Origin of the sequence: Trabulsiella odontotermitis, assembly GCF_030053895.1 — a bacterium.
GTDB classification, from domain to species: domain Bacteria; phylum Pseudomonadota; class Gammaproteobacteria; order Enterobacterales; family Enterobacteriaceae; genus Trabulsiella; species Trabulsiella odontotermitis_C.
In genome coordinates this window covers 1,856,352-1,871,535 of the sequence record NZ_CP125781.1, presented here as the reverse complement: position 1 = coordinate 1,871,535, position 15,184 = coordinate 1,856,352, and the positions used below count along the sequence as shown (strand labels likewise).

The window sequence follows — 15,184 nt, the reverse complement described above, 5'->3', positions numbered from 1 at the left end:
CCTCGTTTCCCTCATTCTTGTGATCTGGTGGAAAAGAAAACAGTGGTCACAAAATATGCGATCACACATAACGAATACCCCGAATCAGATGCATCGTCAATGCGCAAAATTCACACCAATGTCATATTTGTGAGCTACTCAGAAGTTCATTTGTACAAAAACTGTGAGCCAGAACAACTAATCTACTGATGATAAAAACAAAAAGGCCGCAACTGATACGGTATCCGTTGCGGCCTTTTGACGATGAATTTTACTTATGGCACCTGGTTTATCGTCTGAGCAATAACCCCGGCTTCCTGCTGCCAGGCCTGCGCCAGCATTTTCACCATCTCATCGTAGCCATCCTGCTGCTGCTTCAGCTCGAGATGGAACGGCCGCTTGATAAGCTGCCCCTGATGATTGAGCAGCCACTCACCACTGACGATGACCCGGCCATCGTAACGACCATGAAAGCCGGTCACTGAGACATTCAGCGTATCCTGATTATTGCCCAGCGGCTGTGACGCCACGACCCACCCCGGCAGTTGGCTGCTCAGATTGGCCACCAGCGTCGCACGAAGCTGTTGATCGAGCGGGCTCGCCCACAGATTGTTACTGGCAATCACGTACTGCACATCGCTGGTCTGATAGACCACGCCGTTCCCGGCAAGGTAATCCGGGATAGCGACCTGCTCGACCCACAGCAGACGGTTCCCCTGCGTCGTGGCGCTTTGCGCACCACTCTGCGCCATCGGCAGCTGATAGTACGTTTTGTTTTCACCACTGCTGCTGCAGGCGGTTAACGCGCAGGTCAGCAAGACCATTAGCCACTTTTTCATTCTTTCGCCCTCTTCGGCTCTGGATCTTTTTTGTCCTTCGCTTCAAATACCAGCGAGTTGCTCTTCTCATTCAGCGTTTTCAGCACCGGCTGCAGTTCGCGTAATACCTGATCGAGGCGTTGCATATCCGCGACCATCTTGTTGTAAGCCGCCGAACCAGGCTGGAAGCCCTGCATGCTGCGATTAAGCTCACGCAGGGTCTGCTGCATATCCTGCGGCAATTGCTGCATCGACTGGCTGGCAGTCAGCTTGTTGAGATTATCCAGCGTGGTTTGCAGCCGACGCATTGTGCGCTGGCTTTCCGACAAAGTATTAGTCGCCTGTTCAAGCATCGGATTAAGCGGCAGGCTGTTGATCTTGTCGAGCGTATCGACCAGTTTCTGCTGGATCTGCGCCAGACCGCCGCTTACCGTCGGCACAATCTTATAGCCGCCAAACTCACGCATACCAGTAATCGCAGGCGCTTTCGGGTAGAAATCCATATCCACATACAGCGCGCCAGTGACAAGGTTACCGGTCTTCAGCGAGCCGCGCAGACCGCGCTGGATAAGCTCGTTGATGTGCGCACCAATGTCCGGATTCTCACCGAGCTGGCTGGCCATGCGCTCAGGCTCGATACGGATCAAGACCGGAATGCGGTAGTCATCATTGAGCGCCTGTCGTAACCCTGGCACGTAGAACGGTACCTTACCCACGGTCCCAAGGCGAATGCCACGGAATTCCACCGGCGCTCCAGGTTGCAGGCCGCGAATAGAGTCTTTGAAGAACATCAGATAATCGATGTGATCGGTATACAGTGAATCCTGAATGCTTCGCTGATCGTCATACAGCCGAAACTCCGTTTTCTCACCCACCGGCTGGCCGAGATCAATCCCCTCCGGCACGTCGAAGCTGACGCCGCCGCCGAACAATGTCGACAAAGAGCCCATCTCGACGCGCATCCCCGCCGCAGTCAGATCCACGGCAATGCCGCTGTCTTTCCAGAAACGTACGTTGCTGGTGACCAGACGATCATTTGGCGCGCTGATAAACAGCTGATAGCTGATCGTCCGTTTCTGCGGATCGAAATTGCTGGTTTCCACCGATCCCACCCGATAGCCGCGGAACAACACCGGATCGCCTGGGCTAAGTTGCCCGGCTTTTTTACTGTCGAGAATCACGCGGATCCCTTTCGCATCCGGTGGTGCCAACGGCGGCGCATCCAGCAACTGGTAACGTTCCAGTTTCCCGCCCTTGTTCCCCGGCTGCAGCTCAAGGTAAGCGCCCGAAAGCAGCGTGCCGAGGCCGCTGATACCTTCGCGCCCGACCTGCGGTTTCACCACCCAGAAAACAGAGTCCTGATGCAGCAGCTTTTCCATGCCCGAATTGAGACGCGCTTTAATTTCCACATGCGTTAAATCGTCCGTCAGGGTCGCGCTTTCCACCACGCCGACATCCACACTGCGGCTCTTGATGGTGGTTTTCCCTCCTTCGATCCCCTCCGCATTGGTGGTAATCAGCGTCACTTCCGGCCCCTGATGGCTGTAGTGATAAAACAGGATCCACGCACCAATCAGGGCGGTGACGATGGGGAAGATCCAGACGGGCGACCAGTTCTTTACCTTTTGCACTTTCGCTTCCCCGCGGTTAGTTTCCATGCTTGTACGACTCCTCATGGCTGGGCTCCGGCTCACGATCCCACGTCAGTCGGGGATCGAAGGTCATTGCCGAAAACATGGTCATTATCACAACCAAGGCAAACATCAGCGCGCCGATGTCCGGATAAATATTCATTAAGCCGCCCATTCTCACCAGGGCGGAAAGCACGGCGATGACAAAGACGTCAATCATCGACCAGCGGCCGACAAACTCGACCACTTCATAAATCAGATGCATGCGTTCGCAGTCGCGCTTGCCGTGACCGTTGGCGTCCCAGCACAGCCAGGCGATGGAGATCATCTTCAGCGTCGGCACCATAATACTGGCAATGAAGATCACCCCCGCGACCGGGTATGATCCTTCACTCCACAGCAGAATTACCCCCGCCATGATCGTCGACGGCATTTTGTCGCCGAGCAGATCAGTAATCATGATCGGCAGCAGATTCGCCGGCAGATAAAGAATGAACGAGGTTACGAGCAGCGCCATGGTCCACTGCAGGCTGTTTTTACGCCGCGGATGCGCCGTGGTATGGCATCGCGTGCATACGAGCTGGTCGGCGGGCAGGATGGCCGTACAGCAGGGGCAGGAGCGCAGCCCCTGCCGCAACCCGGAAACCCCGACTTTCACCGGCGCAGAAAGCAGCGGCATTGGCGCGATGTCATCCCACAACCAGCGGCGATCCACACACTGAAACGCGCGCAGTTGCAGAACGCAAAACAGACACCAGGGGATAAAGCTGCTGCCGATGCCAATGTCGCCATAGGCCATGAGCTTAACGAAGCTCACCAGCACACCCGCCAGAAAGATTTCCGCCATACCCCAGCTTTTGAGGCGAAACAGAATGTTGGCGAGGTGAATTTGTAGCTTCAGCGGCATGCGTACCCGGTTCACCAGCAGCAGAATGGTAACCAGACAGAACGCGGGAACCAGTTGTACAAACAGAATGAAAAAGGTTCCAAGGCTGGCATAATTCTCGGAGAACAGAACGTTCGGGATCTCGAGCAGTTCAATTTCGCTGCTGACCCCCGCCACGTTCATATTCACAAAGGGGAACAGGTTGGAGAGCAGCAGCATAAACAGCGCTGACAGCGCATAAGCGGTGGGACGCTGACGCGGTGCGTCCCACGCGGTTGTTAACGTCGTCCCGCAACGTGGGCAGGCGGCTTTATGCCGGTGCTCAAGGTGTGGCAACTCCACCAGCAGATCGCATTGCGGGCACAGGATATGCCGTGCAGCATGATGTTGTTCACACATGCAGAGTCCTCAGTTACGCGCCGTTTTTCAGTGATTCCAGATATTCCCAGCGTTCGAAGGCCTCTTCGAGTGTTTGCTCCGCCTGCGCCAGTTCGGCCAGCACCTTTTGCGTATGGTCATGCGGCTGACTGAAAAACGCGGCATCTGCCACCTGGGCCTGTAGCGATTCCAGATCCGCCTCCAGTGCTTCAAGGCGTTGCGGTAGCTGTTCCAGTTCACGTTGCAGGTTATAGCTTAGTTTGTTCCCGCCGCGTTTCACACTTTCTGCTTTAGGCGCAGCGACTTCCGTCACTTTCTTTTCCACCGGCTGCTTTTGCGCCAGCGACTGCGTCTGCTGCCCGCGGGCATCGTGATAACCGCCGACGTACTGACCAATGCGCCCTTCGCCTTCGAAGATCCAGCATTCGGTAACGGTGTTATCAACAAACTGACGATCGTGGCTGACCAGCAGCACAGTGCCCTGATAGCCATCGATCAGCTCTTCGAGCAGTTCCAGCGTTTCCACGTCAAGGTCGTTGGTCGGTTCATCGAGGATCAACAAATTGCTGGGTTTCAGGAACAGACGCGCCAGCAATAAACGGTTACGTTCCCCGCCCGACAGCGCGCGCACGGGTGTCATCGCCCGTTTCGGATGGAAAAGAAAGTCCTGCAGATAGCCGAGCACATGACGCGGTTTGCCGTTAACCTGCACTTCCTGTTTACCTTCAGCGAGGTTATCCATCACCGTTTTATCCGGATCCAGCTCCGCACGGTGCTGATCGAAATACGCCACTTCCAGCTTCGTACCCACATGAATGCGACCGCTGTCGGCCTGCAACTGACCGAGCATCAGCTTCAGCAGCGTGGTTTTACCGCATCCATTGGGGCCAATCAACGCAATCTTATCGCCGCGCTGCACCTGAGCAGAGAAGTTTTTTACCAGCACTTTGCCATCGATCTGGTAATTCACGTTTTCCATCTCAAACACAATCTTGCCGGAACGGGTCGCTTCTTCCACCTGCATTCTGGCGCTGCCCATCACTTCCCGGCGCTCGCTGCGCTCACGACGCATCGCTTTCAAGGCGCGGACACGGCCTTCATTACGGGTACGGCGCGCCTTGATACCCTGACGGATCCATACTTCTTCCTGCGCCAGTTTGCGGTCAAACTCAGCGTTTTGCAGATCTTCAACGCGCAGCGCTTCTTCTTTCTCCAGCAAATACTGATCGTAATTGCCCGGATAAGTCACCAGCTTGCCACGGTCGAGGTCGACGATGCGGGTCGCCATATTGCGAATGAATGAACGGTCATGCGAAATAAAGATGATGGTACCTTTAAACGTTTTCAGGAACCCTTCCAGCCAGTCGATAGTTTCGATATCTAAGTGGTTGGTTGGTTCGTCGAGCAGCAGCACGCGCGGGCCGCTGACCAGGGCGCGTCCGAGTGCCGCTTTACGCAGCCAGCCGCCGGACAGCGACGCCAGCAACGCGTTAGGATCCAGTTCGAGCTGCGCCAGCACTTCGTTGATCCGGTTTTCCAGTTGCCACAAACCGTGGTGATCAAGCTGTTCCTGGATGCGTGCCATCTCGTTAAGGTTCTTTTCGCTGGCATCGGTCATCACCAGCCGGGAAATATCGTGGTAACGCTTCAGGTAGACCGCCTGCTCTTCAATCCCTTCGGCAACAAAATCGTAGACGCTGCCTTCAACATTACGCGGCGGATCCTGTTGCAGACGCGACACCACCAGATCCTGTTCATAGACGATGCGACCATCGTCAAGGGCCTGCTCGCGATTGAGGATTTTCATCAGCGTGGATTTGCCCGCGCCGTTGCGCCCAACCAGGCAGACGCGTTCGTTATCTTCGATATGCAGTTCGGCATCATCGAGTAACGGCGCATCGCTGAACGACAGCAAAGCGCCATGCATACTAATCAGTGACATTCTTTAATTCCTTCAGGCTTCGGTGATCAGCCAGCAGTTGTGGATCTGACGATTGCGGGCAAAGTCCTGAGACTGCGTTTTTTGCGTAATATCCTGAGCTTTCAGCCCCAGCTTCGCCAGACCGTCGAGATCCATGCGGAAACCACGCTTGTTGTTCGAGAACATAATGGTGCCGCCCTTACGCAACAGGCGTTTGAGATCGGTCATCAGCCGCAGGTGGTCGCGCTGCACGTCGAAAGTATCCTCCATGCGTTTTGAGTTGGAGAACGTCGGCGGATCAATGAAGATCAGGTCAAACTGTTCGTCAGCCTCGCGCAACCAGCCGAGCACGTCTGCCTGCAGCAGACGATGCGCGCGACCGGTTAAGCCATTCAGGCGCAGGTTGCGTTCCGCCCACTCAAGATAGGTGCGCGACATATCCACTGTCGTCGTGCTGCGCGCGCCGCCGAGCCCGGCGTGAACGCTGGCGCTGCCGGTATAGGAGAAGAGGTTGAGGAAATCTTTGCCTTTGCTCATCTGCCCTAACATGCGGCGGGCGATGCGGTGATCGAGGAACAAACCGGTATCCAGATAGTCGGTCAGGTTCACCCACAGGCGCGCATTGTACTCGCTGACCTGCATGAAATCGCCCTTCTCGCCCATTTTCTGATACTGGTTCTTACCCTTCTGCCGTTCGCGGGTTTTCAGCACCAGTTTGTTCGGCGCAATCCCCAGCACGGAAATGGTCGCGGCGATAACGTCAAACAGGCGCTGACGTGCCTTGTTAGCATCCACGGTTTTCGGCGGCGCGTATTCCTGCACCACCACCCAGTCGGCATAGCGATCCACCGCCACGTTGTATTCCGGCAGGTCTGCATCATAAATGCGGTAACATTCAATCCCTTCCTGATGCGCCCACTTGTCGAGCTTTTTCAGGTTTTTCTTCAGGCGGTTGGCGAAGTCATCGCCCATGCTGCTCACCGGCGCTTCGCCAGTGACTTCCGCCAGATGGTAGTTTTTCTGCACGCAGTCCAGCGGTCCGTTTTTCGCTTTGAACTGGCGATCAGCGCGCAGTTGCAGGCAGCTTAACAGCTCCGGTGAGGCACTGAACATCGACAGATTCCAGCCGCCAAACTGGCTTTTCAGCGTGCGGCCGAGCAGGTTGTGCAACGCAATCAGCGCAGGTTCGCTGTCCAGACGTTCGCCGTACGGCGGGTTGCTGATGACCGTGCCATACGGGCCTTTCGGCAGCGGATTAGAAAGCTGTGCGACGTCTTTGACCTCAAAAGTAACCAGTTCGCCAATGCCAGCCCGGCGGGCGTTGCTGCGCGCGCGTTCAATGACGCGACCATCAATATCCGAGCCGTAGAAACGGGATCCATAAGCAGCAAGCCCTGCCCGCGCGCGGCGCTGGGCATCGGATTTCACCTCCTGCCACACCGCTTCGTCATGCTGCGCCCAGCCGCCAAAACCCCAGTGACCGCGATGCAATCCCGGTGCGCGATCAGTCGCCCACATCGCCGCTTCAATCAGCAGCGTCCCGGAACCACACATCGGATCCAACAACGGTGTTCCCGGCTGCCAGCCAGAACGCATGACAATCGCCGCCGCCAGGTTTTCCTTGATGGGTGCAAGGCCGGTACCGTCACGGTAGCCGCGCAGGTGCAGGCCTTCACCGCTCAGGTCGAGGGAGATGCTGGCGGTCTCTTTATTAAGACGGACGTTAATGCGTAAATCTGGGTTTTCGCGATCGACATTCGGCCGCGGCAGGTCCTTGCGCGTGAAGCTGTCGACAATCGCGTCTTTCACCCGTACAGCGCCAAACTGGCTGTTGCGGATCTCGTCATTCAGGCCGTTGAAACTCACCGCGAAGGTCGCGCCGGGGCTGAAAATCTCCGTCCAGTTCACCGCCTGAACGCCGAGGTAGAGGTCGAGGTCGCTATACACTTTGCACTCGCCCAGCGGCATCATGATCCGTGACGCCAGACGGCTCCACATCAGGCTTTGGTACAGAAGCCGCGTGTCGCCCTGAAAATGGACACCACCCTGAACCACCTGGCAGCTGTCGGCGCCAAGTCCTTCCAGTTCAGTTTTTAACAGCTCTTCCAGCCCACGGGCCGTACTGGCAAACAGAGATTTCATATCGTCACTTTTATCAAACAAAATTGTTGCGCATTATAGCCAATCTGCGGCCTATGTCATAAAGTTAAAGGCTTATTTTGGCTTCAGGAAGCGTGTCATGGCGACGTTATCGCGACTTTTTATTCACCCCATCAAATCTATGCGCGGCATCGGCCTGACCCATGCTTTCGCCGACATCAGCGGGATGGCGTTCGATCGTATCTTTATGATTACGGAGCAAGACGGCACTTTTATTACCGCCCGCCAGTTCCCGCAGATGGTCAGATTCACCCCGGCGCCGCTGCATGACGGTCTGCACCTGACCGCGCCGGACGGCAGCAGCGCGATCATTCGCTTTGCCGATTTTGCGCCTCAGGATGCGCCAACGGAAGTGTGGGGAAATCATTTTACCGCCCGCATCGCGCCAGCGGCGATTAACCAGTGGCTAAGCGGCTTTTTCAAACGTGACGTCCAGCTCCGCTGGGTCGGGCCGGAACTGACCCGGCGGGTGAAAAAGCACGAGGCGGTGCCCCTCTCTTTCGCCGATGGTTTTCCCTATTTGCTCGCCACTGAAGCCTCTCTGCGTGATTTACAGCAGCGCTGCGCGGCCAGTGTGCGTATTGAGCAGTTTCGTCCGAATCTGGTGGTCACCGGCACGGCGGCCTGGGAAGAAGACACCTGGAAAGTGATCCGCATTGGCGAGGTGGTTTTCGACGTGGCGAAACCCTGCAGCCGCTGCATTTTTACTACTGTCAGCCCTGAGCGCGGGCAAAAACACCCTACCGGGGAGCCGTTACGCACGCTACAGACCTTCCGCACCGCACTGGATAATGGCGATGTCGATTTTGGTCAAAACCTGATTGCCCGTAACAGCGGCGTGGTGCGGGTGGGCGACAGCGTCGAGGTGCTGGCGACCAAACCAGCGCGCCGTTATGGTGCCGGTCAGGCCGACGAGACGCTGGCACCCGAGACGCAGGAAGACGCCGTGCTTGATATCGAATGGCAGGGAGAGACGTTCACTGGCAACAATCAGCAAATTTTGCTGGAACAGCTGGAACAACAGGGAATTCGGATCCCTTACTCTTGCCGGGCGGGAATTTGCGGAAGCTGCCGGATAACACTGCTGGACGGGGAAGTCACACCGCTGAAGAAAAACGCGGTCGGAAAAGATGGCACGATTCTGTGCTGTAGCTGTGTCCCCAGAACCGCTCTGCGGTTGGGCAATTAAACGGCCTGGACGAGGGTATAATCCGTTATCACCGGTTGCGGCTGTAACCGGTCATTCATCACTTTGATGGCATCACCAAGCTGCATCGTGCGCCCGGCCAGCGTTAAGCCCGGCTGGGCCAGCAGACATAGCGCGGCGTTCTCACCCGGCTCGACCACCAGCAACGTCACCTGCTCACCACTGTCGCTCAGCCAGACGCAGGCAGCATCGCCGAGGGTCGGTTGCCAGTGCGACTGGTGGGCGATAAAGTGCCAGCTTTTCGGCATTTGCGGTTTCAGAAAACGAATTGCCACCAGCGCATTTAAAATCAATTCTGCGCGGTGTTCTTTAGAAAGGTCGAAGTGGCGGCATTTCTCTTCAAAGGAGAAATAAAGCGCAGCGTCATCCACGCAAAAGCCCGAAGGACAAAATGCATCCGGCGTTAACATCCGGCGGGCAAAACGCGAACGAAACAACATACCATTGGCTAAATCGAGCATCATTCGATCATGCTCTTCATCAAAATACCAACGCCAGTTATCATCAGGTTTAATTCGCATATTCTTCTCCATCCGCGTTAGCATCCCTGTTTTGCCAACTTGCTTTTCCGTTTCCGCTTCGCTTAATTTGTCTCAATGTAATGAAAGACTAAAATGTTTAAATAAGCAACAATGAAGGAATATAAAACAACCAGGGCTGGAAATAAAGCCCTGGAAGAAAGTATTAGCCGAAAAAGAGATAAAAAATCAGATGTGAGTAACGATTTCTTTAATCAGAGGCGGACCTTTAAAAATAAAGCCCGAATAAATCTGGATCAGCGTAGCGCCAGCCGCTATCTTCTCGCGTGCAGCAATCACCGAGTCAATACCGCCAACACCAATAATCGGCAAACGACCATTTAATTCTGCTGACAACTGACGAATAATTTCGGTGCTCTTTAATTGCAACGGACGACCACTGAGGCCTCCGGTTTCATCGCAATGTTTCATTCCCTGGACCAGGGATCGATCCAGCGTGGTGTTCGTCGCAATAACGCCATCGATATTATGGCGAACTAAACTGTCGGCTACCTGGATCAATTCTTCAGGAGAAAGATCCGGGGCGATCTTCACTGCCACGGGAACATATTTATGATGCTTCGCCTGCAGTTCATTCTGTTTATTTTTAATACCAGAAAGAAGATCATCGAGCGCATCACCATATTGTAGCGTACGCAGACCTGGCGTATTAGGTGAAGAGATATTAATCGCGATATATCCGGCATAGGCATAGACTTTTTCCATGCAAATCAGATAGTCATCTTTACCTTGTTCCACCGGCGTATCTTTATTTTTGCCGATATTGATCCCAAGTATTCCGTCGAAATGGGCTTTTTTGACATTCTCGATCAGGTTATCCACCCCGAGATTATTAAAGCCCATCCGGTTGATCAGCCCTTCGGCGTCGACCAGACGGAAGATCCTCGGCTTGTCATTGCCTGGCTGCGGACGCGGCGTCACGGTGCCTATTTCGATCGAACCGAATCCCATCGCGCCCAGCGCATCGATGCATTCGCCATTCTTATCCAGACCGGCGGCCAGACCCAGCGGGTTCTTGAATGTCAGACCCATGCAGGAAACCGGCTTCGCAGGCACTTTCTGGCGCACCAGCGCTTCCAGCGGCGTTCCCGCCACACGGCGTAATTGTTGGAATGTTAATTCATGAGCGCGCTCAGGATCGAGCTGAAACAGGGCTTTACGAACGAAAGGGTAGTACATGAACTCTCCTGGATTCCCGGTGTGCAAACCGGGGGCGTATTATGTTCGATCCTGCGGTGAAAGGGAATTGACCTGCGGCAAAAAAGCGCGATGAAAACGCAAACGTTTTCTTGATAGTGATTTTTTGGCAAACCAGTGCCGGATAAATCATTTAGTAATCCCTCTCCGCTCTGCGATAAATGTTATCAATGTTAGATAAAAGCAAACATTTGGTTATATAGGAGGGGTTATGCGTCGAGTTATTACGCTGGCGGGAAGTCCGCGCTATCCGTCACGCTCCAGTGCGTTACTGGAATATGCGCGGGAAAAACTCTCCCGTGCCGACATCGAAGTCTGCCACTGGCATCTACAGAATTTCGAACCGGAAGATTTGCTCTATGCCCGTTTCGACAGCCCGGCACTGCAAACACTCATTGAACAACTTGCCGGCGCGGACGGGGTGATCGTCGCCACACCAGTGTATAAAGCCTCTTTTTCCGGTGCGCTGAAAACGTTGCTGGATCTGCTGCCTGAACGGGCGCTGGAAGGTAAAGTCGTCCTGCCCGTCGCCACTGGCGGCACCATTGCCCATATGCTGGCGGTCGATTACGCACTGAAACCGGTACTGAACGCACTGAAAGCGCAGGAGATCCTGCACGGCGTCTTTGCTGATGACAGCCAGGTTATCGATTATCAGCACCAGCCCCGGTTTACTCCGAATCTGCAACATCGTCTCGACAGCGCGCTGGACACCTTCTGGCAGGCGCTACAACGCCGCGAACCTACTTTCCAGCCGCGACAACAGGGAGTTGCCCATGCGTAATTTGTTTCACTGGCGAATACAGTCTCTGGCGCTGACCGGCCTGCTCACTCTTTCTGCCTGGAGCCTGGCCGCAGAGCCCGCGCCAGATGCACTGCGCATTGGCTATCAAAAAGGTAGCGTCAGCATGGTGCTGGCGAAAAGCCATCAGTTTCTGGAAAAACGCTATCCGGATACAAACATCTCGTGGATCGAATTCCCGGCCGGACCTCAGATGTTGGAAGCGCTGAATGTCGGCAGCATCGATCTTGGCAGCACCGGCGATATTCCGCCGATCTTCGCGCAGGCGGCGGGAGCGGATCTGGTGTACGTCGGTGTTGAACCGCCAAAACCGAAAGCGGAAGTGATTCTGGTGCCGGAAAACAGCGCCATCAAAACCGTCGCCGATCTGAAAGGTCATAAGGTGGCGTTCCAGAAAGGCTCCAGCTCGCACAACCTGTTGTTGCGTGCGCTCCAGCAGGCGGGGCTTAAGTTCACCGATATTCAGCCCGTCTACCTGACGCCTGCCGATGCCCGCGCTGCGTTCCAGCAAAATAACGTTGATGCCTGGGCTATCTGGGATCCCTACTATTCTGCCGCACTGTTACAGGGTGGCGTCCGGGTGCTGAAAGACGGGACTTCACTCAAACAGACAGGCTCTTTCTACCTCGCGGCGCGCCCGTATGCCGAGAAAAATGGCGCTTTTCTGCAGGGCGTGCTGGAAACCTTCAGCCAGGCCGATGCCTTAACCCAAAGCCATCGCCAACAGAGCATTACCCTGCTGGCGAAAACCATGGGCTTACCTGAACCCGTGATCGCCAGCTATCTCGATCATCGCCCGCCGACAGTGATCGCCCCGGTCAGTGAGGCCATTGCGGTACTACAACAGCAAACGGCAGATCTGTTTTACGAAAATCGTCTGGTGCCGAAGAAGATCGACATCCGTACCCGAATCTGGCACCCCACTTCTCAACAAGGAGCGAAATCATGAGCCTGAATCTGTTCTGGTTTTTACCGACGCACGGTGATGGTCACTATCTTGGTAGCGACGAGGGCGCGCGCCCTGTCGATCACGCGTATCTACAGCAGATAGCGCAGGCCGCTGACAGGATTGGGTTTACCGGGGTGTTGATCCCGACCGGGCGCTCCTGTGAAGACGCCTGGCTGGTCGCGGCGTCGATGATCCCGGTGACGCAGCGACTGAAATTTCTCGTCGCGCTGCGCCCGAGCGTGATCTCCCCGACGGTCGCTGCACGCCAGGCCGCCACGCTGGATCGTCTGTCCAATGGCCGCGCGCTGTTTAACCTGGTGACCGGCAGCGATCCGCAGGAGCTGGCGGGCGACGGTATTTTTCTCGATCACACCGCGCGCTATGAAGCCTCGGCTGAATTTACCCATATCTGGCGTCGGTTGCTGGAAGGGGAAACCGTCGATTTCGACGGTAAATACCAGCGCGTGCGCGGCGCAAAGCTGCTTTTTCCGCCCGTGCAACAGCCGCGCCCGCCACTCTATTTTGGCGGCTCTTCCGATGTGGCGCAGGATCTGGCCGCGGAGCAGGTTGATCTCTACCTGACATGGGGTGAACCACCAGAGCAGGTGAAAGAGAAAATTGCCCAGGTGCGGGAAAAAGCCGCGCGTCACGGGCGACAGGTGCGCTTTGGCATTCGCCTGCACGTGATTGTGCGGGAGACAACTGAAGAAGCCTGGCGCGATGCAGATCGGCTGATCTCCCGTCTCGACGATGAGATCATCGCCAGAGCGCAGGCAGCGTTCGCGCAAACCGATTCAGTGGGCCAGCATCGCATGGCGGCGCTGCATAACGGTCGTCGGGAGAATCTGGAGATCAGCCCCAACCTGTGGGCCGGCGTTGGCCTGGTGCGCGGTGGCGCCGGAACCGCGCTGGTGGGTGATGGCCCGACGGTTGCCGCGCGCATCAACGAATATGCTGCACTGGGGATCGACAGCTTTATTTTGTCTGGCTATCCGCATCTGGAAGAGGCGTACAAAGTGGGCGAACTGCTGTTCCCGCATCTGGATGTCGCTATTCCCGAGGTGCCTCAATCCACTACGTTGCCACAGCAGGGAGAAGCCGTCGCCAACGCCTTTATTCCTCGCAAAGTGGCTCAGAGCTGAGGAGCGCATGATGGTTACAGCCTCCCATGCCCTGCTACGGCGCATCGCCCCGTGGCTGCTTCCCGCCGGGATCGTCATCGTCTGGCAAATCGCGTCTGCGACCGGCTGGCTCTCCACCCGCATTCTGCCTTCCCCGGAAGGGGTGGTGGAGGCGTTCTGGTCGTTATCAGCCAGCGGCGAGCTATGGCAGCATCTGGCGATCAGCTCCTGGCGCGCGCTGATCGGTTTTTCCATTGGCGGATCGATTGGCCTGACGCTGGGGCTGATTAGCGGGCTGTCCCGCTGGGGCGAACGGCTGCTGGATACCTCCATCCAGATGCTACGCAACGTCCCGCATCTGGCGCTGATCCCGCTGGTCATTCTGTGGTTTGGTATTGATGAGAGTGCCAAAATTTTCCTCGTGGCGCTGGGGACACTGTTCCCGATTTACATCAATACCTGGCACGGGATCCGCAATATCGACCGTGGACTGGTGGAGATGGCGCGCAGCTACGGGCTCTCTGGTTTTGCACTGTTCCGGCATGTGATCCTGCCTGGCGCCCTGCCCTCGATTATGGTCGGTGTGCGTTTTGCCCTCGGCCTGATGTGGCTGACGCTGATCGTCGCAGAAACCATCTCAGCCAATGCCGGGATCGGTTATCTGGCGATGAACGCCCGCGAATTTTTACAAACCGATGTGGTGGTGGTCGCCATCATTCTTTACGCCCTGCTGGGCAAGCTTGCTGATGTCAGCGCGCAAGGGCTGGAACGCCTCTGGCTGCGCTGGAATCCGGCCTACTCGTCGAAGGAGGCAAACGCATGAATACCGCTCGCCTGAATCAGGGGACGCCGCTGTTGCTGAACGGCGTCACCAAACGCTACGGCGAAAACACCATTCTTAATGCCCTCGATCTGCATATTCCCGCCGGGCAATTTGTTGCCATTGTCGGGCGCAGCGGCGGCGGCAAGAGTACGCTGCTGCGTCTGCTCGCTGGTCTGGAAGCGCCCAACGGTGGCGAACTGCTGGCGGGAAACACACCGCTTGCCGACATTCAGGATGACACCCGGCTGATGTTCCAGGACGCCCGTCTGCTGCCGTGGAAAACGGTGATCGACAATGTGGGCCTGGGGCTGAAAGGCCACTGGCGGGACGCGGCGCGACAAGCGCTGGCATCGGTCGGGCTGGAGAGCCGTGCCGGTGAGTGGCCGGCGGCGCTGTCTGGCGGACAAAAGCAGCGTGTCGCGCTGGCCCGCGCGCTGATCCATCGCCCCGGCCTGCTGTTGCTGGATGAACCGCTCGGCGCACTGGATGCGTTAACCCGCATTGAGATGCAGGATCTGATCGCATCGCTGTGGCAGGAACAGGGGTTTACGGTGCTGCTGGTGACGCACGACGTTAGCGAGGCGGTCGCCATGGCTGATCGGGTGTTGCTTATCGAAGAGGGTAAGATCGGTCTGGATCTGACGGTTGATATTCCACGTCCACGGCGGGTCGGATTAGCCAGACTGGCGGAGCTGGAAGCGGAAGTGCTGGATCGGGTGATGAAGCGCGGTTCAAATGAATTGCCTGCCAGAAAACATGGATAAAAAAAGGCC

The 15,184-nt window shown here is 56.2% G+C and carries 13 protein-coding genes; 6 read left to right on the top strand and 7 right to left on the bottom strand.

Annotated elements, in window-relative coordinates; all coding sequences use genetic code 11:
• Positions 1–254: 254 nt before the first annotated feature.
• The 5 genes from pqiC to rlmKL are packed head-to-tail and all read right to left on the bottom strand — an operon-like array spanning position 255 to position 7,755.
• On the bottom strand, positions 255–818 hold the full coding sequence (pqiC, locus tag QMG90_RS08895) for a membrane integrity-associated transporter subunit PqiC (protein ID WP_283283465.1): 564 nt from the start codon (positions 816–818) through the stop codon (positions 255–257).
• The gene (pqiB, locus tag QMG90_RS08890) at positions 815–2,455 is read right to left on the bottom strand and encodes an intermembrane transport protein PqiB (RefSeq protein WP_283283463.1); all 1,641 of its coding nucleotides are present in this window, start codon (positions 2,453–2,455) and stop codon (positions 815–817) included. Before pqiB ends, pqiC begins: the two co-directional genes overlap by 4 nt.
• Positions 2,445–3,713, bottom strand: coding sequence for a membrane integrity-associated transporter subunit PqiA (pqiA, locus tag QMG90_RS08885; RefSeq protein ID WP_283283462.1), 1,269 nt, complete (start codon positions 3,711–3,713; stop codon positions 2,445–2,447). The genes pqiB and pqiA overlap by 11 nt, the downstream gene beginning before the upstream one ends.
• A gap of 13 nt (positions 3,714–3,726) precedes the next feature.
• Positions 3,727–5,634, bottom strand: coding sequence for an ABC transporter ATP-binding protein (locus QMG90_RS08880; RefSeq protein ID WP_283283460.1), 1,908 nt, complete (start codon positions 5,632–5,634; stop codon positions 3,727–3,729).
• 12 nt (positions 5,635–5,646) lie between these two features.
• Positions 5,647–7,755 carry a bifunctional 23S rRNA (guanine(2069)-N(7))-methyltransferase RlmK/23S rRNA (guanine(2445)-N(2))-methyltransferase RlmL gene (rlmKL, locus tag QMG90_RS08875; RefSeq protein WP_283283459.1) on the bottom strand — a complete coding sequence of 703 codons (2,109 nt, stop codon included), beginning with the start codon at positions 7,753–7,755 and terminating at the stop codon, positions 5,647–5,649.
• 97 nt (positions 7,756–7,852) lie between these two features.
• Between rlmKL and QMG90_RS08870 the strand changes: the two genes are divergently transcribed.
• Positions 7,853–8,962: a YcbX family protein gene (locus QMG90_RS08870; protein WP_283283458.1), complete on the top strand. Its 1,110-nt coding sequence runs from the start codon at positions 7,853–7,855 to the stop codon at positions 8,960–8,962.
• Here QMG90_RS08870 and zapC read toward each other — a convergent pair.
• Positions 8,959–9,501: a cell division protein ZapC gene (gene zapC, locus QMG90_RS08865; RefSeq protein ID WP_283283457.1), complete on the bottom strand. Its 543-nt coding sequence runs from the start codon at positions 9,499–9,501 to the stop codon at positions 8,959–8,961. The genes QMG90_RS08870 and zapC overlap by 4 nt on opposite strands.
• A 186-nt stretch (positions 9,502–9,687) precedes the next feature.
• Positions 9,688–10,698, bottom strand: coding sequence for a quinone-dependent dihydroorotate dehydrogenase (pyrD, locus tag QMG90_RS08860; RefSeq protein WP_283283456.1), 1,011 nt, complete (start codon positions 10,696–10,698; stop codon positions 9,688–9,690).
• A gap of 229 nt (positions 10,699–10,927) precedes the next feature.
• Between pyrD and ssuE the strand changes: the two genes are divergently transcribed.
• Genes ssuE through ssuB form a run of 5 tightly spaced genes read left to right on the top strand, consistent with a single transcriptional unit; the run spans position 10,928 to position 15,175 of the window.
• Positions 10,928–11,500 (top strand): NADPH-dependent FMN reductase, encoded by a 573-nt coding sequence (gene ssuE, locus QMG90_RS08855; RefSeq protein ID WP_283283455.1) that lies wholly within the window; start codon positions 10,928–10,930, stop codon positions 11,498–11,500.
• On the top strand, positions 11,493–12,467 hold the full coding sequence (locus QMG90_RS08850) for a sulfonate ABC transporter substrate-binding protein (RefSeq protein WP_283283454.1): 975 nt from the start codon (positions 11,493–11,495) through the stop codon (positions 12,465–12,467). The genes ssuE and QMG90_RS08850 overlap by 8 nt, the downstream gene beginning before the upstream one ends.
• Positions 12,464–13,609 (top strand): FMNH2-dependent alkanesulfonate monooxygenase, encoded by a 1,146-nt coding sequence (gene ssuD, locus QMG90_RS08845; protein WP_283283453.1) that lies wholly within the window; start codon positions 12,464–12,466, stop codon positions 13,607–13,609. Before QMG90_RS08850 ends, ssuD begins: the two co-directional genes overlap by 4 nt.
• A 10-nt stretch (positions 13,610–13,619) precedes the next feature.
• Positions 13,620–14,411 carry an aliphatic sulfonate ABC transporter permease SsuC gene (gene ssuC / locus QMG90_RS08840; protein WP_283283917.1) on the top strand — a complete coding sequence of 264 codons (792 nt, stop codon included), beginning with the start codon at positions 13,620–13,622 and terminating at the stop codon, positions 14,409–14,411.
• A complete protein-coding gene (gene ssuB, locus QMG90_RS08835; protein ID WP_283283452.1) occupies positions 14,408–15,175 on the top strand; it encodes an aliphatic sulfonates ABC transporter ATP-binding protein in 768 nt (255 codons plus the stop codon). Before ssuC ends, ssuB begins: the two co-directional genes overlap by 4 nt.
• Positions 15,176–15,184: the final 9 nt, after the last annotated feature.

Bases quoted from the DNA above. Each gene is read 5' to 3' on its own strand.
- pqiC (WP_283283465.1), bottom strand. From the start codon at position 818: ATGAAAAAGTGGCTAATGGTCTTGCTGACCTGCGCGTTAACCGCCTGC.
- ssuE (WP_283283455.1), top strand. From the start codon at position 10,928: ATGCGTCGAGTTATTACGCTGGCGGGAAGTCCGCGCTATCCGTCACGC.
- QMG90_RS08870 (WP_283283458.1), top strand. From the start codon at position 7,853: ATGGCGACGTTATCGCGACTTTTTATTCACCCCATCAAATCTATGCGC.
- QMG90_RS08880 (WP_283283460.1), bottom strand. From the start codon at position 5,634: ATGTCACTGATTAGTATGCATGGCGCTTTGCTGTCGTTCAGCGATGCG.
- ssuC (WP_283283917.1), top strand. From the start codon at position 13,620: ATGGTTACAGCCTCCCATGCCCTGCTACGGCGCATCGCCCCGTGGCTG.
- rlmKL (WP_283283459.1), bottom strand. From the start codon at position 7,755: ATGAAATCTCTGTTTGCCAGTACGGCCCGTGGGCTGGAAGAGCTGTTA.
- ssuD (WP_283283453.1), top strand. From the start codon at position 12,464: ATGAGCCTGAATCTGTTCTGGTTTTTACCGACGCACGGTGATGGTCAC.
- pyrD (WP_283283456.1), bottom strand. From the start codon at position 10,698: ATGTACTACCCTTTCGTTCGTAAAGCCCTGTTTCAGCTCGATCCTGAG.
- zapC (WP_283283457.1), bottom strand. From the start codon at position 9,501: ATGCGAATTAAACCTGATGATAACTGGCGTTGGTATTTTGATGAAGAG.
- ssuB (WP_283283452.1), top strand. From the start codon at position 14,408: ATGAATACCGCTCGCCTGAATCAGGGGACGCCGCTGTTGCTGAACGGC.
- pqiB (WP_283283463.1), bottom strand. From the start codon at position 2,455: ATGGAAACTAACCGCGGGGAAGCGAAAGTGCAAAAGGTAAAGAACTGG.
- QMG90_RS08850 (WP_283283454.1), top strand. From the start codon at position 11,493: ATGCGTAATTTGTTTCACTGGCGAATACAGTCTCTGGCGCTGACCGGC.
- pqiA (WP_283283462.1), bottom strand. From the start codon at position 3,713: ATGTGTGAACAACATCATGCTGCACGGCATATCCTGTGCCCGCAATGC.